18 protein-coding genes and 1 other annotated feature are annotated in these 19,342 nt (G+C 59.7%); of the genes, 12 read left to right on the forward strand and 6 right to left on the reverse strand.

Annotation, left to right across the window (positions count from 1 at the left end):
- Nucleotides 1-248 precede the first annotated feature (248 nt).
- Together sltY and trpR are read left to right on the forward strand one after the other, a co-directional pair.
- Nucleotides 249-2,177, forward strand: coding sequence for a murein transglycosylase (gene sltY / locus ACOWVD_RS10510; protein WP_049241965.1), 1,929 nt, complete (start codon nucleotides 249-251; stop codon nucleotides 2,175-2,177).
- A 54-nt stretch (nucleotides 2,178-2,231) separates the two neighbouring features.
- Nucleotides 2,232-2,561, forward strand: a complete 330-nt coding sequence (gene trpR, locus ACOWVD_RS10515) for a trp operon repressor (RefSeq protein ID WP_004933017.1) — start codon at nucleotides 2,232-2,234, stop codon at nucleotides 2,559-2,561.
- Between the two features lie 11 nt (nucleotides 2,562-2,572).
- On the opposite strand, the gene yjjX is transcribed toward trpR, so the two are convergent.
- Nucleotides 2,573-3,091: an inosine/xanthosine triphosphatase gene (gene yjjX / locus ACOWVD_RS10520; protein ID WP_004933015.1), complete on the reverse strand. Its 519-nt coding sequence runs from the start codon at nucleotides 3,089-3,091 to the stop codon at nucleotides 2,573-2,575.
- Between the two features lie 101 nt (nucleotides 3,092-3,192).
- Between yjjX and gpmB the strand changes: the two genes are divergently transcribed.
- Entirely contained in the window at nucleotides 3,193-3,840 is a 648-nt protein-coding gene (gpmB, locus tag ACOWVD_RS10525) for a 2,3-diphosphoglycerate-dependent phosphoglycerate mutase GpmB (protein WP_004933012.1), read from the forward strand.
- On the opposite strand, the gene robA is transcribed toward gpmB, so the two are convergent.
- A complete protein-coding gene (robA, locus tag ACOWVD_RS10530; RefSeq protein ID WP_015376605.1) occupies nucleotides 3,837-4,706 on the reverse strand; it encodes an MDR efflux pump AcrAB transcriptional activator RobA in 870 nt (289 codons plus the stop codon). The genes gpmB and robA overlap by 4 nt on opposite strands.
- A 342-nt stretch (nucleotides 4,707-5,048) precedes the next feature.
- Here robA and creA point away from each other — a divergent pair, with 342 nt between their 5' ends.
- A complete protein-coding gene (gene creA, locus ACOWVD_RS10535; protein WP_004933005.1) occupies nucleotides 5,049-5,528 on the forward strand; it encodes a protein CreA in 480 nt (159 codons plus the stop codon).
- A 51-nt stretch (nucleotides 5,529-5,579) separates the two neighbouring features.
- Here creA and arcA read toward each other — a convergent pair whose 3' ends face one another.
- Complete coding sequence (arcA, locus tag ACOWVD_RS10540) at nucleotides 5,580-6,296, reverse strand: two-component system response regulator ArcA (protein WP_004933003.1); 717 nt, start codon at nucleotides 6,294-6,296, stop codon at nucleotides 5,580-5,582.
- Nucleotides 6,297-6,925: 629 nt separating this feature from the next.
- Here arcA and ACOWVD_RS10545 point away from each other — a divergent pair.
- From ACOWVD_RS10545 to thrC, 5 genes are all read left to right on the forward strand, one after another.
- The gene (locus ACOWVD_RS10545) at nucleotides 6,926-7,612 is read left to right on the forward strand and encodes a tRNA/rRNA methyltransferase (protein WP_049241970.1); all 687 of its coding nucleotides are present in this window, start codon (nucleotides 6,926-6,928) and stop codon (nucleotides 7,610-7,612) included.
- Between the two features lie 212 nt (nucleotides 7,613-7,824).
- Nucleotides 7,825-7,893 (forward strand): thr operon leader peptide, encoded by a 69-nt coding sequence (gene thrL, locus ACOWVD_RS10550; protein ID WP_086581142.1) that lies wholly within the window; start codon nucleotides 7,825-7,827, stop codon nucleotides 7,891-7,893.
- Nucleotides 7,832-7,949: a sequence feature (Thr leader region), on the forward strand. Its footprint overlaps the gene before it by 62 nt.
- 24 nt (nucleotides 7,950-7,973) lie before the next feature.
- A complete protein-coding gene (gene thrA / locus ACOWVD_RS10555; RefSeq protein WP_421105627.1) occupies nucleotides 7,974-10,433 on the forward strand; it encodes a bifunctional aspartate kinase/homoserine dehydrogenase I in 2,460 nt (819 codons plus the stop codon).
- A gap of 1 nt (nucleotide 10,434) precedes the next feature.
- Nucleotides 10,435-11,364: a homoserine kinase gene (thrB, locus tag ACOWVD_RS10560; RefSeq protein WP_004932993.1), complete on the forward strand. Its 930-nt coding sequence runs from the start codon at nucleotides 10,435-10,437 to the stop codon at nucleotides 11,362-11,364.
- A gap of 3 nt (nucleotides 11,365-11,367) precedes the next feature.
- Nucleotides 11,368-12,657 carry a threonine synthase gene (gene thrC / locus ACOWVD_RS10565; protein ID WP_164095534.1) on the forward strand — a complete coding sequence of 430 codons (1,290 nt, stop codon included), beginning with the start codon at nucleotides 11,368-11,370 and terminating at the stop codon, nucleotides 12,655-12,657.
- Nucleotides 12,658-12,703: 46 nt separating this feature from the next.
- Here thrC and yaaA read toward each other — a convergent pair whose 3' ends face one another.
- Nucleotides 12,704-13,480 (reverse strand): peroxide stress protein YaaA, encoded by a 777-nt coding sequence (gene yaaA / locus ACOWVD_RS10570; RefSeq protein ID WP_004932988.1) that lies wholly within the window; start codon nucleotides 13,478-13,480, stop codon nucleotides 12,704-12,706.
- A 105-nt stretch (nucleotides 13,481-13,585) separates the two neighbouring features.
- Nucleotides 13,586-15,022, reverse strand: coding sequence for an alanine/glycine:cation symporter family protein (locus ACOWVD_RS10575; protein WP_082997241.1), 1,437 nt, complete (start codon nucleotides 15,020-15,022; stop codon nucleotides 13,586-13,588).
- A 383-nt stretch (nucleotides 15,023-15,405) separates the two neighbouring features.
- On the opposite strand from ACOWVD_RS10575, the gene tal reads away from it, so the two are divergent.
- The 3 genes from tal (at nucleotide 15,406) to ACOWVD_RS10590 (ending at nucleotide 18,530) form a co-directional block, all read left to right on the forward strand.
- The gene (gene tal, locus ACOWVD_RS10580) at nucleotides 15,406-16,359 is read left to right on the forward strand and encodes a transaldolase (protein WP_004932982.1); all 954 of its coding nucleotides are present in this window, start codon (nucleotides 15,406-15,408) and stop codon (nucleotides 16,357-16,359) included.
- Nucleotides 16,360-16,510: 151 nt separating this feature from the next.
- A complete protein-coding gene (gene mog / locus ACOWVD_RS10585; RefSeq protein WP_015376607.1) occupies nucleotides 16,511-17,098 on the forward strand; it encodes a molybdopterin adenylyltransferase in 588 nt (195 codons plus the stop codon).
- 124 nt (nucleotides 17,099-17,222) lie between these two features.
- Nucleotides 17,223-18,530, forward strand: a complete 1,308-nt coding sequence (locus ACOWVD_RS10590) for an MFS transporter (protein ID WP_049241978.1) — start codon at nucleotides 17,223-17,225, stop codon at nucleotides 18,528-18,530.
- A gap of 44 nt (nucleotides 18,531-18,574) precedes the next feature.
- On the opposite strand, the gene satP is transcribed toward ACOWVD_RS10590, so the two are convergent.
- Nucleotides 18,575-19,174 (reverse strand): acetate uptake transporter, encoded by a 600-nt coding sequence (gene satP / locus ACOWVD_RS10595; RefSeq protein WP_048326269.1) that lies wholly within the window; start codon nucleotides 19,172-19,174, stop codon nucleotides 18,575-18,577.
- Nucleotides 19,175-19,342 lie beyond the last annotated feature (168 nt).

Below are 19,342 nucleotides of genomic sequence, written 5' to 3' on the forward strand. Positions count from 1 at the left end.
ATCCGGCTGACGAAAATAGCCGGGCGTCCTGATTTGTCAGCCTAAGTAAACGTTTTTTACCTGGCTCCCGCCATGGCGATACACTTCTTCTTCTACAGTATTGAATGGATGGGCGATCGCGCTGTCTATGGTAGATATCTGCGTCCGGGCCGTGCGCCCGGCTTTATTTTGTCCCGCGGCGCCGTGGCGCGGCGGTCACCGGGGAGCTGGGCGGCTCCTGCGGCACAACCTGTGAGGAAAGAGCGAGGATGGTCAAGGTGGACAAGCGACGGCTGTTGGCGATGGGGCTGTGCCTGACGGCGTTTTCTGGCGCGGCGCTGGCGGATTCTCTGGATGCGCAGCGTCAGCGCTACCAGCAGATCAAGCAGGCGTGGGACGGCAATCAGATGGACGTGGTGGCGCAGTTGATGCCGACGCTGCGCGATTACCCGCTTTATCCTTATCTGGAATACCGCGAGCTGACTCAGGATTTGAGCCAGGCGGGATTCTCCGAGGTGAACGACTTCATCAAGCGCAATCCGACGCTGCCGCCGGCGAAATCACTGGCGCCGCGCTTCGTCAATGAACTGGCGCGTCGCGAAGACTGGCGCACCCTGTTGGCTTTCAGCCCGCAGCCGCCCAAACCGGTGGCGGCGCGCTGCAACTATTACTACGCCAAATGGGCCACCGGCGATCAGCAGGCGGCCTGGAGCGGCGCTGACGAGCTGTGGCTGAACGGCAAAACGCTGCCGGGCGCCTGCGATCGGCTGTTCAGCGTCTGGCGCGGCGCAGGCAAGCAGACCCCGCTGGATATTCTGGCGCGCATGAAGCTGGCGCTGAAAGAGGGCAACAGCTCGCTGGTCAGCAACCTCTACAGCCAGCTGCCGGCCGATTATCAGACCATGGGCAACGCCCTGGTGCGCTTGCAAAACGATCCGACCACCGTGGAAGCCTTCGCCCGCAGCGTTGGGCCGACTGACTTTACCCGCGCCGCTACCGGCATCGCCTTTGAACGCCTGGCGCGGCAGGATGTGGAAAACGCGCGGGCGATGATCCCGACGCTCGCGCGGCTGCAGAAAATGAGCGACGACGAACGGCTGGGGTTGGAAGAGGCGGTGGCCTGGCGCCTGATGGGCAGCGACGCTACCTACGAGCAGGCGCAGTGGCGCGATCAGGTGATTCTGCGCAGCCGTTCGCCTTCGCTGTTGGAGCGCCGAGTACGCATGGCGTTGGGCTATGGCGATCGGCAGGGCGTCGCGACCTGGCTGGCCCGCCTGCCGGAAGAGTCGCGCAACAAGGATGAGTGGCGCTACTGGCGCGCCAGTCAACTGATGGACGAAGGCAAACGCGCCGAAGGCGAGGAGATGTTGCGTAACCTGATGACCGAACGCGGCTTCTATCCGATGGTCGCGGCGCAGAAGCTGAACGCCACTTATCCGGTGATGGTGGCGGTGGCGGCCAAGCCGCGCACATCGCTGGTTGACGGGCCGGAGGTCGCCCGGGTGCGCGAGCTGATGTACTGGAATATGGATAACCTGGCCCGCAGCGAGTGGGGCTCTTACGTCGCCAGCCGCAGCCGGCCGGAACAAGAAGCGCTGGCGCGCTACGCCTTTGAGCAAAAATGGGCCGATCTGAGCGTGCAGGCGACCATCGTCGGCAAGCTGTGGGATCATCTGGAGGAGCGCTTCCCGGTCGCCTGGCCGCAGGAGTTCCGCCGCGCGACCGATGACAAGGGGATCACCACCAGCTACGCGATGGCGATCGCGCGTCAGGAGAGCGCCTGGAATCCGAAAGCGCAGTCGCCGGTTGGCGCTACCGGCCTGATGCAGGTGATGCCGCGCACCGCGCAGCATACGGTGCAGATGTTCAATATTCCCGGTTACGTCGGCCCGAGCCAGCTGTTCGATCCACAGACTAACATCACCATCGGCACCAGCTATCTGGAGTCGGTCTATCAGCAGTTCGGCCGCAACCGCATCCTGTCGAGCGCCGCCTATAACGCCGGCCCGTCGCGGGTGAACACCTGGCTGGGCAACAGCGCGGGGCGGATCGATCCGGTGGCGTTCATCGAAAGCATTCCGTTCTCGGAAACCCGCGGCTACGTCAAGAATGTGTTGGCCTATGATGCGTTTTACCGCTATCTGACGCACCGGCCGGCCAAGGTGCTGACCGACGCCGAGTGGCAGAGACGTTATTGATTTTGACGGCCCTATGGTATGCTGCTGTACTAGTTAAATAGTATGGTGGCTGCCATGACGCAATTATCGTTAAACGACCCCGCTCTTTCAGAACAAGGCAATGAGGATTGGCTGCGCTTCGTCGCGCTGCTGCAGAATTCGTTTGCGCAAGAACTGCATCAACCGCTGCTGCAGCTGATGCTGACGCCGGACGAGCGCACCGCGCTGGGCACCCGGGTGCGAATCATCCAGGAACTGATGCGCGGCGAGATGAGCCAGCGCGAGCTGAAAAATGAACTGGGCGCGGGGATTGCCACCATCACCCGCGGATCGAACAGCCTGAAAGCGGCTTCACCCGAGCTGAAACAGTGGCTTGAGCAGCAGCTGTTGCACGACGCGCCCTAGCGGGCGCGGTGCTATTGCTGATAGATGGCGTTGTGAAACGGCACCAGCGCCAGCAGCAGCGCCTGGTGATAAACGCTGGTGCGGCTCAGCCGGCCGTCGGTGAAGACGCCGATGGCGCCGCCCTGGCGCTTCACCTCGGCATTGCCGGTGATCGCCGCCATTTCGCTGCCCAATTCGCGACCGGCGCGAATACCTTGTAAGATGACCTCCGGCAGCATCAGGCTCGCCGAGCGAGATTCGCCGCGGATGTGCGGGTTCTCGATGGTCATCCAGGCGAAGGTCATATTCTCTTCAATCCCGGCTTCCACGCCGACCCAAAAATCGGCCTCGGGCCTGACCTGGCGCGCTTCCATAACGCGTTGACGCGAGCCGGTGCGGGTTTCGTGATTGCCTATCGGCTGCAGCGAGACACCGCTGGCGACGTCAACGGATTCAATGCGGTATTGGCCTGCGCCAAAGACGTCATCGAAGGCCAGTTGAATAGCCTTGATCTTTGCCGGGTTGGTAGTTGCAGCGACAACATGGTACATAACGGGTTTGATATCCTTCTGGCCGATACGCCGGGCAGCGGCAAAAGCGCCACCGGGCCGGGGATAAATGCAAATTTCACGCAGTATAACGGAAAACAAAAATGTTACAGGTATACCTCGTTCGCCATGGCGAAACGGAATGGAACGCGGCTCGCCGCATCCAGGGTCAGTCCGATAGCCCGTTAACCGCCATGGGTGAACACCAGGCCCGTCTGGTCGCCAGGCGCGTCAGCAAAGAAGGCATTACGCACATCATTACCAGCGATCTGGGGCGCACGCGCCGCACGGCGCAGATCATCGCCGACGCCTGTGGCTGCGAAGTGATTAGCGATCCGCGTTTGCGTGAGCTGCACATGGGGGTTCTGGAAGAACGCCTGATCGACAGTTTGACGCCGCAGGAAGAGCAGTGGCGCAAACAGATGGTCGATGGTACTCCTGACGGCCGAATCCCTCAAGGCGAATCCATGGAGGAGCTGGGCGAGCGCATGCGCGCCGCGCTGGAGAGTTGCCTGATGCTGCCTGAAGGCAGCAAGCCGCTGCTCGTCAGTCATGGTATCGCGTTGGGGTGTTTGATCAGTACGGTGCTGGGGCTGCCGGCCTATGCGGAACGCCGCCTGCGCTTGCGCAATTGCTCACTGTCGCGCGTCGATCACCAGCAGAGCCCGTGGCTGGCATCCGGCTGGATCGTGGAAACGGCGGGCGATGTCACGCATTTGGACATGCCCGCGTTGGACGAACTGCAGCGTTAACGCCGAATCGGGATCAGGTAATCGCACTTGATCTCGATAGGTGCCTGATGCGGACGGCGCTCGCCTTTCGGATAGAAGCGCTCGATGTCGTGCCCTTTGCGGCGCGTCAGCTGGAGCGCCGGCAGGCAGGTGCCGTAGACCGTCAGGATAAAGTCTTGCAGTCCCTCGGTGGGCCCTTCGTAGCTGAACATCGCAAACTCACCGCCCGGCAACACCAGCGGCTGGCCTTCCTGTACCTTGTCAGGCACCTGATCCGGCTCCAGCGCCGTGGTGTACAGCACTTCCTGTTCGTCATCCTTCTCCTGGCTCGGTCGCGAGTGGTGCAGCCCGTACAGCACCGGCGGCAGGGTTTCGACGTCACCGAGGAACTGACGCCAGAACTGTGAGCGCAGTTCGGTGCGCACGGTGGTGATCTGTTCCAGCGTACAGGAGTAGCTTTGGGTCAGGCCGACCAGCTGCTTGTCCGGCAGCGAGACGAATTCCGGCTGCGGCAAGGTGAAGGCCCCCAGACGGATCGGCGGACAGATGCCGAATGCATTCCAGTCTTCGGCGCGGCGGTACAGCGCCGGCGTTTGCGCAAACTGTTTTTTGAAGGCGCGGGTGAAGGTCTGCTGCGAGTCGAAGCGATATTGCAGGGCGATATCCAAAATCGGCCGGCTGGTCAAACGCAGCGCGACGGCGGCTTTGGACAGCCTCCTTGCCCGGATGTAAGCACCGATGGCGTTACCGGTAATATCTTTGAACATCCGTTGCAGATGCCATTTGGAGTAGCCTGCCTTGGCCGCCACGTTATCCAGCGACAAGGGTTGGTCCAAATGGCTTTCCAGCCAGCTAAGCAGATCACGAATGATACCGGCTTGATCCATAGATCTTCCTCGTAAAGCTTGGGGGTAGGAACCCGAACTGTTGATTCGTCACGCTGGTGCTGCGCTATCAGACCGATCCATGAGCCATTATGCGTTGCACTCTTTGCCTCTGCTGCGCATGCCGCGCCAGAGTTGGATTGGGGTACACCGTAGTGGGCGCAAAGAAATAACGACGCCGCATCATAGCAATTTTTTTACTCCGCGACTCTCAAAGATTTTTGTCACGCTCTGTGCTAAAACGGACGGTGCGGACCCGTAAAAAACCGATTCCGTGAGCTTAGACATAAATAATGGCGACCGCCGAATCTATTTTTGCGGCAAGGTTATACCGGAGTTAAGTAAATGAAAAAAAGCTGGATATTTTTATTCGGTTTGGTTTGCGCAACCGTTGGCAGCGCGCAGGCGGAGCAGGTGGGCTCCGTTGATACGGTGTTTAAATTGTTGGGGCCGGACCACAAAATCGTGGTGGAAGCGTTCGACGATCCGGATGTTAAAAATGTAACTTGTTATATCAGCCGCGCCAAAACCGGCGGCATCAAAGGCGGCCTGGGGCTGGCGGAAGACACCGCCGACGCGGCCATTTCCTGCCAGCAGGTGGGGCCTATCGAGCTGAGCGACAAGATCAAAAACGGCAAGGCGGAAGGCGATGTGGTGTTCCAGAAACGCACCTCGCTGGTGTTCAAGAAGTTGCAGGTGGTGCGCTTCTATGACGCCAAGCGCAATTCGTTGATTTACCTGAGCTACTCCGACAAGGTGATCGACGGTTCGCCGAAGAACGCGTTGAGCGCGGTGCCGATCATGCCATGGGCTGAGACGAAATAAAAAAACGGGGTTCAGCATGCTGAACCCCGTTTTCATGACGGCAGGCCGGAATTACTCTTCCAGATCGCCGCAGAAGCGGTAGCCTTCGCCGTGAATGGTGGCGATGATTTCCGGCGTATCCGGCGTCGATTCGAAGTGTTTGCGAATGCGACGGATAGTGACGTCCACGGTGCGGTCATGCGGCTTCAGCTCGCGGCCGGTCATTTTCTTCAGCAGTTCGCCGCGCGACTGGATCTTGCCCGGGTTTTCGCAGAAGTGCAGCATGGCGCGGAATTCGCTGCGCGGCAGCTTGTACTGTTCGCCGGCCGGGCTGATCAAAGAGCGGCTGTTGATGTCCAGCTCCCACCCGTTGAACTTGTAGCTCTCGACCAGACGGCGCTCTTCGCCGAGGCTGCCCAGGTTCATGGTGCGCGACAGCAGGTTGCGCGCGCGGATGGTCAGCTCACGCGGGTTGAACGGCTTGGTGATGTAATCGTCGGCGCCGATTTCCAGGCCGAGGATTTTGTCCACTTCGTTATCGCGACCGGTCAGGAACATCAAGGCGACGCTGGCCTGTTCACGCAGTTCGCGCGCCAACAGCAGGCCGTTTTTGCCTGGCAGGTTGATGTCCATGATGACCAGATTGATATCATTTTCAGACAGGATATTGTGCATCTCTGCACCATCATTGGCTTCATGAACAATGTAGCCTTCCGCCTCGAAAATGCTCTTCAGGGTGTTACGAGTGACTAACTCGTCTTCGACAATCAGAATGTGCGGGGTCTGCATATTTGCTACCTAAAATTGCCAACAAAATAGAAAATCGGAAGTACAGAAGTCTTTGTTTTCTTAGAGGAGGGCAGAGATAGCGCCACGTTCCCTCTCAGCAAATGACTAAAGTACGTAAACTCGTTCTTGATGCACTTTCCATCTCATGTCAACAAGATCGCTAGCCTGGTGGGGATGCTGTTCCCTACAACCCCTTGGGTGCCGAAACGGCGCATATCCTAACCCCATTAACAGCAATATAACAGCGCGTGCCGAATTCATCACCCAACAAAACTACGCTTTGTTGACATATATCAAATTCAATTGTAGCACGTTAACAGATTTGTGAAAAACACTTACAGAAATGCCAGTTTAAGTCACAGAACCTCAAATTCTGTGAACGATTCAGCATTCTCCGGCACGATAGGATACAATTATTCGCTTATTGATCATCGCATTGTTTTAACTTATTGATAAATAAAAGCAGTAAAACATAAGCGCGAATAATGACTATTACGACGGGTTTATTAGTTCAACGAGCCGTTTAATCTTGTTTGTTGCTATTAACGCGTTTATTGTTGCGTAATTGTAAATATAAGCGGGCGCTGCGCCATCGTCAAAAACGCAGGCCCGCCTTCGGTGGAAGAGTCATGCAGCTTCATATTGTTTTAGTGGCTCCGGCGCGGCCGGAAAATGTCGGCGCGGCGGCGCGCGCGATGAAAACCATGGGCTTCACGTCGTTGCGCATCGTCGACAGCGAAGCGCACCTGCAGCCGGCGGCGCGCTGGGTGGCGCACGGTGCTGGTGAGATCCTCGACGGCGTGCAAACGTTCGCCACGCTGGAACAGGCGCTGGCGGGCGTGGATTTTACCGTCGCCACCACCGCCCGCAGCCGCGCGCGCTTTCACTACTACTGCACGCCGCCTGAGCTGCTGGAACAGCTGAGCGAGCGTAAGCAGTGGGTCGGCCAGGCCGCGCTGGTGTTCGGCCGCGAAGATTCCGGCCTGACCAACGAAGAGCTGGCGCTGGCGGACTTGCTGACCGGCGTGCCGATGCAGGCGGATTACCCGTCGCTTAACCTGGGCCAGGCGGTGATGGTGTACTGCTACCAGTTGGCGAGCCTGATGGGCGTCAGCACGCCGCAGGAAAAGGTGGCGTCGGAAGGGCAACTCAAAGCGCTGCGCCACCGCGCCGATGCCTTGTTGAACGCGTTGGAGGTCGGCGATGACCAAAAATTGCGCGATTGGCTGCATCAGCGCCTCGGGGCGTTGCAACAGCGAGACACGGCGATGTTGCATACGCTGCTGCACGACATCGAAAAAAAACTCGCCAAGTGATAACGGCTCCATCAGACGGTTACCCAGCGTGATCCACTAGTAAATCGGCTTTAAGTTGTTTTTTTGTTCTGTCGTTTTGCTTTTCACCTGTTGCATCGCGCATTACCGCCGCTGAACGGAAAATAAGCAAAAAAAAGAAATAGTTTGACTTGGGATAGCGATTGCTTTAACCAATAGAGGGGACAGAATATTTCATGAGACAGACAGACAACATGCGCAACATCAGCCTGAAAACCACAATTATTACCACCACCGATACCACAGGTAACGGGGCGGGCTGACGCGCACAGGAAACACAGAAAAAAGCCCGCACCTAATCAGTGCGGGCTTTTTTTTCGGCTTAAATTCGGAGAGATCACACATGCGAGTGCTGAAATTTGGCGGAACCTCGGTGGCGAATGCGGAACGTTTTCTGCGCGTCGCCGACATCATGGAGAGTAATGCGCGTCAGGGACAGGTAGCCACGGTCTTGTCCGCCCCCGCAAAGATCACCAACCATCTGGTGGCAATGATCGACAAAACGGTGGCGGGCCAGGACATTCTGCCGAATATCAGCGACGCCGAGCGGATCTTTGCCGACCTGCTGAGCGGGCTGGCGCAGGCGCTGCCGGGCTTTGAATTCGATCGTTTGAAAGGCGTGGTCGATCAGGAGTTCGCGCAGCTCAAACAGGTGTTGCACGGGGTCTCGCTGTTGGGGCAGTGCCCGGACAGCGTCAACGCGGCGATCATCTGCCGCGGTGAAAAGCTCTCCATCGCCATCATGGAAGGGGTGTTCCGCGCCAAGGGTTATCCGGTCACGGTGATCAACCCGGTGGAGAAACTGCTGGCGCAGGGCCACTACCTGGAGTCTACCGTGGATATCGCCGAGTCCACGCTGCGCATCGCCGCCGCGGCGATCCCGGCCGACCACATCGTGCTGATGGCCGGTTTCACCGCCGGTAACGACAAGGGTGAGCTGGTGGTGCTGGGCCGCAACGGCTCCGACTATTCCGCCGCGGTGCTGGCCGCCTGCCTGCGTGCCGACTGTTGCGAAATCTGGACCGATGTCGACGGCGTGTATACCTGCGATCCGCGAACCGTGCCGGACGCCAGGCTGCTGAAATCGATGTCGTACCAGGAGGCGATGGAGCTTTCCTATTTCGGCGCCAAAGTGCTGCACCCTCGCACCATCACGCCGATTGCCCAATTCCAAATCCCTTGCCTGATAAAAAACACCTCCAACCCGCAGGCTCCCGGCACGCTGATTGGCAAAGACAGCACCGATGCCGATATGCCGGTGAAAGGTATCACCAACCTGAATAATATGGCGATGATCAACGTCTCCGGCCCGGGCATGAAAGGCATGGTCGGCATGGCTGCGCGGGTGTTCGCCGTGATGTCGCGCGCCGGCATTTCGGTGGTGTTGATCACCCAATCCTCTTCCGAATACAGCATCAGCTTCTGTGTGCCGCAGGGCGAACTGCAGCGCGCCCGCCGCGCGCTGGAGGAGGAGTTCTATCTGGAATTGAAAGATGGCGTGCTGGATCCGCTGGACGTCATGGAGCGCCTGGCGATCATCTCGGTAGTCGGCGACGGCATGCGCACCCTGCGTGGCATTTCCGCGCGCTTCTTCTCCGCGCTGGCGCGCGCCAACATCAATATCGTCGCCATCGCCCAGGGCTCTTCCGAGCGTTCAATCTCGGTGGTGGTCAGCAATGATTCCGCCACCACCGGCGTGCGCGTCAGCCACCAGATGCTGTTCAACACCGATCAGGTGATCGAAGTGTTCGTCATCGGCGTCGGCGGCGTCGGCGGGGCGCTGATCGAGCAGATCTACCGCCAACAGCCGTGGCTGAAGCAAAAACATATCGATCTGCGGGTGTGCGGCATCGCCAACTCGCGCGTGATGCTGACCAACGTGCACGGCATCGCGCTGGACAGCTGGCGGGACGAGCTGGCCGGCGCGCAGGAGCCGTTCAATCTCGGCCGCCTGATCCGGCTGGTGAAGGAGTATCACCTGCTGAACCCGGTGATCGTCGACTGTACCTCCAGCCAGGCGGTGGCCGATCAGTATGTGGACTTCCTGGCGGACGGCTTCCATGTGGTAACGCCGAACAAAAAGGCCAACACCTCGTCGATGAACTATTATCAGCAACTGCGCGCCGCCGCCGCCGGTTCGCACCGCAAGTTCCTGTACGACACCAACGTCGGCGCCGGTCTGCCGGTGATCGAGAACCTGCAAAACCTGCTGAACGCCGGCGATGAGCTGGTGCGTTTCTCCGGCATCCTGTCCGGTTCGCTGTCCTTTATTTTTGGCAAGCTGGATGAAGGGCTGTCGCTGTCGGCGGCGACTCTGCAGGCCAGAGCCAATGGCTACACCGAGCCGGATCCGCGCGACGATCTGTCCGGTATGGACGTGGCGCGCAAGCTGCTGATCCTGGCGCGCGAAGCCGGTTACAAGCTGGAGCTGAGCGATATCGAGGTCGAGCCGGTGCTGCCGCCGTCCTTCGAAGCGTCGGGCGACGTGGAGCATTTCCTGGCGCGGCTGCCGGAACTGGATAAAGAGTTCGCGCGCAACGTGGCCAATGCCGCCGAGCAAGGCAAGGTGCTGCGCTATGTCGGCCTGATCGACGAAGGGCGCTGTAAGGTGCGCATCGAGGCGGTGGACGGCAACGATCCGTTGTATAAAGTGAAGAACGGCGAGAACGCGCTGGCCTTCTACAGCCGTTATTATCAGCCGCTGCCGCTGGTGCTGCGCGGCTACGGCGCCGGTAACGATGTGACCGCAGCGGGCGTGTTCGCCGATCTGCTGCGCACACTGTCATGGAAGTTGGGAGTTTAATATGGTTAAGGTGTATGCACCGGCCTCGATCGGTAACGTCAGCGTCGGTTTTGATGTGCTGGGCGCGGCGGTTTCGCCGATCGACGGCACGCTGCTGGGCGACTGCGTCAGCGTGGAAGCCGCCGAGACGTTCAGTCTGCAAAACGCCGGGCGCTTCGTCAGCAAGCTGCCGGCCGAGCCGAAAGAGAACATCGTTTATCAATGCTGGGAGCGTTTCTGCCAGGAGATCGGCCGCGAAGTGCCGGTGGCGATGCGGCTGGAAAAGAACATGCCGATCGGATCGGGGCTGGGCTCCAGCGCTTGTTCGGTGGTGGCCGGGCTGATGGCGATGAACGAATTTTGCGATCGCCCGCTGGATAAGACGACGCTGCTCGGCCTGATGGGCGAGCTGGAAGGCCGCATTTCCGGCAGCGTGCATTACGACAACGTGGCGCCCTGCTATCTGGGCGGCCTGCAGCTGATGCTGGAAGAAGAAGGCATTATCAGCCAGGAGGTGCCGTGCTTTGACGATTGGCTGTGGGTTATGGCCTATCCGGGCATCAAGGTCTCCACCGCCGAAGCGCGCGCCATTTTACCCGCGCAGTACCGCCGTCAGGATTGCATCAGCCACGGCCGTTATCTGGCCGGCTTTATTCACGCCTGCCACACCCGGCAGCCGCAGCTGGCCGCCAAATTAATGCAGGACGTGATCGCCGAGCCGTACCGCACCCGGCTGCTGCCGGGCTTCGCCGAAGCGCGCAAGGCGGCGCAGGAGATAGGCGCGCTGGCCTGCGGCATCTCCGGCTCCGGCCCGACGCTGTTCGCCGTCTGCAACGACGGCGCCACCGCGCAACGCATGGCCGCCTGGCTGCAACAACACTATCTGCAAAACGACGAAGGTTTTGTTCATATTTGCCGTCTGGATACCGCAGGCGCTCGACTATTGGGATAACGCATGAAACTGTACAACCTTAAGGATCACAACGAGCAGGTCAGCTTCGCGCAGGCGATCAAACAAGGCCTGGGCAAGCAGCAGGGGCTGTTCTTCCCGCTGGAGCTGCCGGCGTTCGAACTGACCGAGATCGACCAGCTGCTGGAGCAGGACTTTGTCACCCGCAGCAGCCGCATTCTTTCGGCCTTTATCGGCGAAGAAGTGCCGGAGGCGGCGCTGAAGAAACGCGTGCAGGCCGCCTTTGAGTTTCCGGCACCGGTAGCGAAAGTGACGGAAGACGTCTCCTGCCTGGAGCTGTTCCACGGCCCGACGCTGGCGTTCAAAGACTTCGGCGGCCGCTTTATGGCGCAGATGCTGGCGGAAGTGGCCGGCGATCAGCCGGTGACCATTTTGACCGCCACCTCCGGCGACACCGGCGCCGCCGTGGCGCACGCCTTCTATGGCCTGAAGAACGTTCGGGTGGTGATCCTCTACCCGCAGGGCAAAATCAGCCCGCTGCAGGAAAAGCTGTTCTGCACCCTGGGCGGCAATATTCACACCGTGGCGATCGACGGCGACTTCGACGCCTGTCAGGCGCTGGTGAAACAGGCGTTCGACGATCAGGAATTGAAAGACGCGCTGCACCTGAACTCGGCCAACTCGATCAACATCAGTCGCTTGCTGGCGCAGATCTGCTACTACTTCGAAGCGGTGGCGCAGCTGCCGCAGGAAGCGCGCAATCAGCTGGTGATTTCGGTGCCGAGCGGCAACTTCGGCGATCTGACCGCCGGGCTGCTGGCCAAATCGCTGGGCCTGCCGGTGAAGCGCTTCATCGCCGCCACCAACGCCAACGACACCGTGCCGCGCTTCCTGACCAGCGGCCAGTGGCAGCCGCACGCTACGGTCGCGACGCTGTCCAACGCCATGGACGTGAGCCAGCCGAACAACTGGCCGCGCGTGGAAGAGCTGTTCCGTCGCAAGGTCTGGCAGTTGAAAGAGCTGGGGCACGCGGCGGTCAGCGACGAGACCACCAAAGACACGATGCGTGAGCTGGCCGAGCTGGGCTATATCTCCGAACCGCACGCGGCCATCGCCTACCGCGCGCTGCGTGACCAGTTGCAGGAAGGGGAGTTCGGTCTGTTCCTCGGCACCGCGCATCCGGCCAAGTTTAAAGAGAGCGTGGAAGCGATTCTCGGCCAGGAACTGCCGTTGCCGAAAGCGCTGGCGCTGCGGGCCGATCTGCCGCTGCTGTCGCACACGCTGCCGGCCAATTTCGGCGAGCTGCGCAAATTCCTGATGGCGCTGCCGGCCTGAAGTTCGGCAGGCTAGAATGCGAAAAGCCGTCTTGCGACGGCTTTTTTTATGCCTGCTCCGGGCGTTTGAACACCAGCTCATTGCCTTGCGAAGCGGCTTCGTCGAAGGCGTAGCCTTCCAGGTTGAAGTCCGCCAGCTGCTCGCTGCGCGTCAGGCGGTTTTTGATGATAAAGCGGCTCATCAACCCGCGCGCTTTCTTGGCGTAGAAGCTGATGACCTTGAACTTGCCGTTCTTCTCGTCGAGGAACACCGGTTTGATCAGCGAGCCGTGCAGCTTGGCCGGCTTCACCGCTTTGAAATACTCGTCGGAGGCCAGGTTGACCACCACGTCGTCGCCCTGTTGCTCCAGCGCTTCGTTGAGCTTTTGGGTGATCTGATCGCCCCAGAAGCTGTACAGATCTTTGCCCTTCGGGTTTTCCAGCTTGATGCCCATCTCCAGCCGGTACGGCATCATCAGATCGAGCGGCCGCAGCACGCCATACAGGCCGGACAGCATGCGCAAATGCTGCTGGGCGAAGTCGAAATCGGCTTCGTTGAAATCCTGCGCCTGCAGGCCGGTGTAAACGTCGCCCTTGAACGCCAGCAACGCCTGGCGGGCATTGTCCGGGGTAAATTTCGGCTGCCATTCGCTAAAGCGCGCGGCGTTGAGCCCGGCCAGCTTGTCGCTGATGCTCATCAGGCTGGCGATTTGCGCCGGCGTCAGCGCGCGGCAAATTTTGATAAGCCGCTGAGACTTGTCCAGCAGTTCGGGCTGCGTGAAGCGTTCTGTCGCCAGCGGGCTGTCGTAATCGAGCGTTTTTGCAGGGGAAATAATAACGAGCATGGCCAGATCCTGTTTATCCAAGTGCGCATACTGTAGCAAAAAGCGCGGAAAAAAGGGGCAATCGGTCCAATAGGCGGGGCGTGCATCGCACACGCCCCGGAATACTCAGCGCGGCGGCTGCTTGTCGTCCCACACGCCCGGCTCCAGCTGCGATTTCAGCTCCGGATAACGGTTGGCGTCGAAGGTCGGCAGCTTGCCCAGGCGGCGCTGGCGATGGTAGTCGTCGGCCAGCTTCAGCGCCACCCGCGACAGCAGCAGGATCGCCGTCAGGTTGGTGATCGCCATCAGCGCCATGGAGGTATCCGCCATTTTCCACACCAGCGGCAGCTCCGCCAGCGCGCCGAACATCACCATGCCCAGTGCCACGCAGCGGAAAATCAGCAGGCCGCCCGGATGATTGTGTTCGAGGAACACCAGGTTGCTCTCGGCATAGGCGTAGTTGGCGATGATCGAGGTAAAGGCGAAGAAGAAGATGGCGATAGCGACGAACGGCGTGCCCCAACTGCCGACGGCGGTCGACAGCGCGCGCTGGGTCAGATCGATGCCGCTGATGCTGTCGGTCGGCTGATCGAGAATGCCGGAGGAGAGGATGATCGCCGCGGTGGCGCTGCAGATGACGATGGTATCGATAAACACCCCGAGCATTTGCACGTAGCCCTGCGAAGCGGGATGCGGCGGATAAGGCGAGGCGGACGCCGCCGCGTTGGGCGCCGAACCCATGCCGGCTTCGTTGGAGAACAGGCCGCGCTGTACGCCCTGGGTCATCGCCTGGGAGATGCCGTAACCGACGGCGCCGGCCGCGGCTTCCTGCAGGCCGAAGGCGCTTTTGAAGATCAGCGCCAGGATCGCCGGCATGTGTTCGATGTTATGGCCAATCACCCAGAGGGCCAGCAACAGGTAGGCACCGGCCATCAGCGGCACCACCAGTTCGGCCACTTTGGCGATGGAACGGATGCCGCCGAAGATCACCACGCCGCTCAGCAGCACCAGACCGATGCCGACGTGCAGCGGCTGTAAGTGGAAGGCGACGGCGGAAGCTTGCGCGATGGAGTTGGCCTGCACGGCGTTGAACACCAGACCGAACGCGATGATCAGGAAGATCGAGAACAGCACGCCCATCCAGCGCATGCCAAGGCCTTTTTCCATGTAATAGGCCGGGCCGCCACGGTAGTTGCCGTTATCGTCTTTGGTTTTATAGAGCTGAGCCAGCGAGCTTTCCACAAATGAGGTGGCCATGCCGATAAACGCCACCACCCACATCCAGAAGATGGCGCCGGGGCCGCCGGCGGTCAGGGCGATGGCGACGCCGGTCAGGTTGCCGGTGCCGACGCGCGCTGCCAGCGTGGTGCACAACGCCTGGAAAGAGGAGATGCCGGCGCTGTCGCTTTTATTGCTGTTTTTCAACACCGAGAACATGTGGCTGAAGTGGCGGAGCTGGATAAAGCGGGTGCGCAGCGTGAAGTAAATGCCGGTGCCGAGCAGCAGATAAATCAGCACCGACCCCCACAAAATGTTGTTTATAAAATTCATCAGGTCCGTCAATGGATCCCTCCTCTTATCGAAATTTAATGCGCACCTTGCAGCATCCACCGCAGGTGAAAAACATTGGCCTATTTTTTACAAGAGCTTAGCTGGAATCTGTCCGGCGTCAGTCGATTAAGATTTTTCGCAGATTAGCGGACGAATTGCATCAATTTTTTCGAATTTAACATAATTTATTCGGACAATAGCACGTTATTGCCTTTCCATCCGCTCGGTAATGGCGAAAGATATCGGCGTAAACGGTTGCTCGCCCAAGGATAAAACAGATGCTTGTGCGCCGCGGTTTTCCAGCCTTGCACCGGGCTTGGCGCATGTTATTATCAGGGTAGGGCATGGTTGAACAATGCCAAAAGTTCATGCACAAACGATGAGATAATGCCAACATGACCGACAAATTAACTTCCCTGCGCCAGCTGACCACGGTGGTTGCAGATACGGGTGATATCGCGGCAATGAAGCTGTATCAACCGCAGGACGCCACAACCAACCCTTCGCTGATCCTCAATGCAGCCCAAATTCCTGAATACCGCAAACTGATTGACGAAGCCATCGCCTGGGCGCGCGGCCAGAGCAGCGATCGCGAGCAGCAAATCGCCGATGCCGCCGACAAGCTGGCGGTCAACATCGGTCTGGAGATCCTCAAACTGGTTCCGGGCCGCATCTCCACCGAAGTGGATGCACGCCTGTCTTACGACACCGTTGCCAGCGTGGCCAAGGCCAAGCGCCTGATCAAGCTGTACAACGAAGCCGGCATCAGCAACGATCGCATTCTGATCAAACTGGCCTCGACCTGGCAGGGCATCCGCGCGGCGGAGCAGCTGGAGAAAGAAGGCATCAACTGTAACCTGACGCTGCTGTTCTCCTTCGCTCAGGCTCGCGCCTGTGCCGAAGCCGGCGTTTACCTGATCTCGCCGTTCGTCGGCCGTATCCTCGACTGGTACAAAGCCAACGGCGACAAGAAAGAGTTCGCCCCGCACGAAGATCCGGGCGTGATCTCCGTGACCGAAATTTACCAGTACTACAAACAACACGGTTACAACACCGTGGTGATGGGCGCCAGCTTCCGCAACGTCGGCGAAATCATCGAGCTGGCCGGCTGCGACCGCCTGACCATCGCCCCTGCGCTGCTGAAAGAGCTGGCGGAGAGCGAAGGCGCGCTGGAGCGCAAACTGTCTTATACCGGTGAAGTGAAGGCGCGTCCTGCCGCACTGACCGAACCTGAGTTCTACTGGCAGCACAACCAGGATCCGATGGCGGTCGAGAAACTGACCGACGGCATCCGCAAGTTCGCCGTAGACCAGGGCAAACTGGAAAAAATGATCGCCGACCTGCTGTAATTCCCGCAGATCGCGCAGTAAAAAGGTGGCTCAGGCCACCTTTTTTTATGCCCGACGCCCCTGCCGGCGGGGGAAGCCCTTATACTCTCGGCAATGACAACAGAACGGGGGACGAGCCCGTTCGGACCCCATCAGGCTGTAGAGGTTACGCATGGATATTTTACGTATTGGTTTGGTTTCCGTTTCCGACCGCGCTTCCGGCGGCGTTTACCAGGATAAAGGCATTCCGGCGCTGGAGGAGTGGCTGGCCGGCGCGCTGGCGACGCCCTTCAAGCTGGAAACCCGGCTGATCCCCGATGAGCAGACGCAAATTGAACAGACGCTGTGCGAGCTGGTGGACGAAATGGGCTGCCATCTGGTGCTGACCACTGGCGGCACCGGGCCGGCGCGCCGTGATGTCACCCCCGACGCCACGCTGGCGATCGCCGATCGCGTGATGCCCGGCTTCGGCGAGCAAATGCGTCAGATCAGCCTACACTATGTGCCAACGGCAATTCTTTCTCGCCAGGTGGGGGCGATCCGCAAACAGGCGCTGATCATCAACCTGCCCGGCCAACCGAAGTCGATCAAGGAAACGCTGGAAGGGGTAAAGGATGAGCAGGGCAATGCGGTGGTGCACGGCATCTTCGCCAGCGTGCCTTACTGCATTCAGCTGCTCGACGGGCCTTACGTCGAAACGCATGCCGCAGTGGTAGCAGCATTTCGGCCAAAGAGCGCGCGTCGCGAGATAAACCTCTAAATTTCAGCAATCTGCGAGATCGGCTTCAACCCGTCTGGTGTGAAAATAATTTGCCGCTATAGTAAGGATTCTTTTACAGAAAGCCTGCGGCTTTTATTTTTACAGCCTTTACCGACGGTGCCCTATGCCTCACGACACTAATCGCCGGCTGAACCGGCAAGACTACAAAACGCTGACGTTGGCCGCGTTGGGCGGCGCGCTGGAGTTTTACGACTTCATCATCTTCGTGTTCTTCGCCGCCGTGGTCGGCGATCTGTTCTTCCCGGCGGACATGCCGGAATGGCTGCGCCTGGTGCAAACCTTCGGCATCTTCGCCGCCGGCTATTTGGCCCGCCCGCTGGGCGGCATCGTGATGGCGCACTTCGGCGATCTGGTCGGCCGCAAAAAGATGTTTACCCTGAGCATTCTGCTGATGGCGTTGCCGACGCTGGCGATGGGCCTGCTGCCGACCTACGCCAGCATCGGCATCGCCGCGCCGCTGTTGCTGCTGCTGATGCGCGTGCTGCAGGGGGCGGCGATCGGCGGTGAGGTGCCGGGCGCCTGGGTCTTCGTCGCCGAACACGTGCCGCGCCGGCGCATCGGCTTCGCCTGCGGCACGCTGACCGCCGGGCTGACGGTGGGCATCCTGCTGGGCTCGGTGGTGGCGACGGTGATCAACACCACGCTCAGCCCGCAGAGCATAGCCGGCGGCGGCTGGCGCATTCCATTCCTGCTTGGCGGCATGTTCGGCCTGGTGGCGATGTACCTGCGCCGTTGGCTGCAGGAAACGCCGATCTTTATCGAGATGCAGGCGCGTAAAGCGCTGGCCGAGGAGCTGCCGCTGAAATCGGTGGTGCTCAACTACAAACGGGAAGTGGCGGTGTCGATGCTGCTGACCTGGCTGCTCTCCGCCGGCATCGTGGTGGTGATCCTGATGACCCCGACCTATCTGCAAAAGCAGTTCGGCATCGCGCCGGCCTTAACGCTGCAGGCCAACAGCATCGCCACCATCATGTTGATCGCCGGCTGCATCGTCGCCGGTTTGTCGGCCGATCGCTTCGGCGCCAGCAAAACGCTGGTGGCCGGCAGTGTACTGCTGGCCGGCTGCAGCTGGCTGTTCTATCAGACGGTGGGCGTGCGCCCGGAAATGCTGTTCGCCTGTTATGCTCTGGTGGGGTTCAGCGTAGGCGTGGTGGGGGCCGTACCGTACGTGATGGTGCGGGCATTCCCGGCGGAAGTGCGGTTTACCGGTATCTCGTTCTCATATAACGTCTCGTACGCTATTTTTGGCGGTTTAACCCCTATTTTTGTGACGCTGATCATGAAATTAACCCCGTTAGCGCCCGCTTACTATGTGTTGGCGCTGTCGCTCATCGGGCTGCTGCTCGGCTTCTACCTGCATCGTGACCTGAACAGCGAAGCCGGGGAGCGGCGAGCCGACTCCTACAGCTAAAAAAAAGCCCTGCAGTGCAGGGCTTTTTCATCAGGGGCGGGCGATTACGCCGTGACCGGTGAGGCCGCGACGCGCGCCGGAGCCGGTTCGCCAATCGGCAGCACGGTGCGGCCATACTGCTCGTTGAGTACTTCGGCCATCGCCAGGTAAATGGCGCTGGCGCCGCAGATAATCCCTTCATAGCCGGCGAAGGTCAGCAGCGTGTGGTTGCCGGTGATGTTGCCGACGGCCAGCAGGGCGAACAGCAGCGTCAGGCTGGCGAACACGAACTGCAGCACGCGGTTGGCGCCCAGGGTGCCGAAGAACATGAACAGGGTGAAGATGCCCCACAGCGCCAGGTAGATGCCCAGCACGTGGGCTTCGGTGGCCTCTGCCAGGCCCAGACGCGGCAGCAGCAGCAGGCCGACCAGGCTCAGCCAGAAGCTGCCGTAGGCGGTGAAGGCGGTCATGCCGAAGGTGTTGCCCTTCTTGTACTCCAGCAGACCGGCCAGGATCTGGGCCAGGCCACCGAAGAAAATCCCCATGCTGATGATGGCGGAGTTCAGTGGAAAAAAGCCCGCGTTGTGCAGGTTCAGCAAGACGGTGGTCATCCCGAAGCCCATCAGGCCGAGAGGGCCGGGATTCGCCAACTTGTTGGTGTGCATAAGTCCTCTGCGATAACAGAAAATTAACGGAAACAGCGAATTAAAATCATAAATGGTCTGAATGGCCAAAAAATCGAAGTTTTCCATCAGAGCGCGCGCATCATAATGATCCCCGCAACCGGAAACAATGATCTGAATGACGATAAAAAAAGAAATTTTTTTCGCCTT

Source organism: Serratia sp. SA088, from assembly GCF_049065515.1.
Taxonomy (GTDB): Bacteria; Pseudomonadota; Gammaproteobacteria; order Enterobacterales; family Enterobacteriaceae; genus Serratia; species Serratia nematodiphila.

Bases quoted from the DNA above. Each gene is read 5' to 3' on its own strand.
- sltY (WP_049241965.1), top strand. From the start codon at position 249: ATGGTCAAGGTGGACAAGCGACGGCTGTTGGCGATGGGGCTGTGCCTG.
- trpR (WP_004933017.1), top strand. From the start codon at position 2,232: ATGACGCAATTATCGTTAAACGACCCCGCTCTTTCAGAACAAGGCAAT.
- yjjX (WP_004933015.1), bottom strand. From the start codon at position 3,091: ATGTACCATGTTGTCGCTGCAACTACCAACCCGGCAAAGATCAAGGCT.
- gpmB (WP_004933012.1), top strand. From the start codon at position 3,193: ATGTTACAGGTATACCTCGTTCGCCATGGCGAAACGGAATGGAACGCG.
- robA (WP_015376605.1), bottom strand. From the start codon at position 4,706: ATGGATCAAGCCGGTATCATTCGTGATCTGCTTAGCTGGCTGGAAAGC.
- creA (WP_004933005.1), top strand. From the start codon at position 5,049: ATGAAAAAAAGCTGGATATTTTTATTCGGTTTGGTTTGCGCAACCGTT.
- arcA (WP_004933003.1), bottom strand. From the start codon at position 6,296: ATGCAGACCCCGCACATTCTGATTGTCGAAGACGAGTTAGTCACTCGT.
- ACOWVD_RS10545 (WP_049241970.1), top strand. From the start codon at position 6,926: ATGCAGCTTCATATTGTTTTAGTGGCTCCGGCGCGGCCGGAAAATGTC.
- thrA (WP_421105627.1), top strand. From the start codon at position 7,974: ATGCGAGTGCTGAAATTTGGCGGAACCTCGGTGGCGAATGCGGAACGT.
- thrB (WP_004932993.1), top strand. From the start codon at position 10,435: ATGGTTAAGGTGTATGCACCGGCCTCGATCGGTAACGTCAGCGTCGGT.
- thrC (WP_164095534.1), top strand. From the start codon at position 11,368: ATGAAACTGTACAACCTTAAGGATCACAACGAGCAGGTCAGCTTCGCG.
- yaaA (WP_004932988.1), bottom strand. From the start codon at position 13,480: ATGCTCGTTATTATTTCCCCTGCAAAAACGCTCGATTACGACAGCCCG.
- tal (WP_004932982.1), top strand. From the start codon at position 15,406: ATGACCGACAAATTAACTTCCCTGCGCCAGCTGACCACGGTGGTTGCA.
- mog (WP_015376607.1), top strand. From the start codon at position 16,511: ATGGATATTTTACGTATTGGTTTGGTTTCCGTTTCCGACCGCGCTTCC.
- ACOWVD_RS10590 (WP_049241978.1), top strand. From the start codon at position 17,223: ATGCCTCACGACACTAATCGCCGGCTGAACCGGCAAGACTACAAAACG.
- satP (WP_048326269.1), bottom strand. From the start codon at position 19,174: ATGCACACCAACAAGTTGGCGAATCCCGGCCCTCTCGGCCTGATGGGC.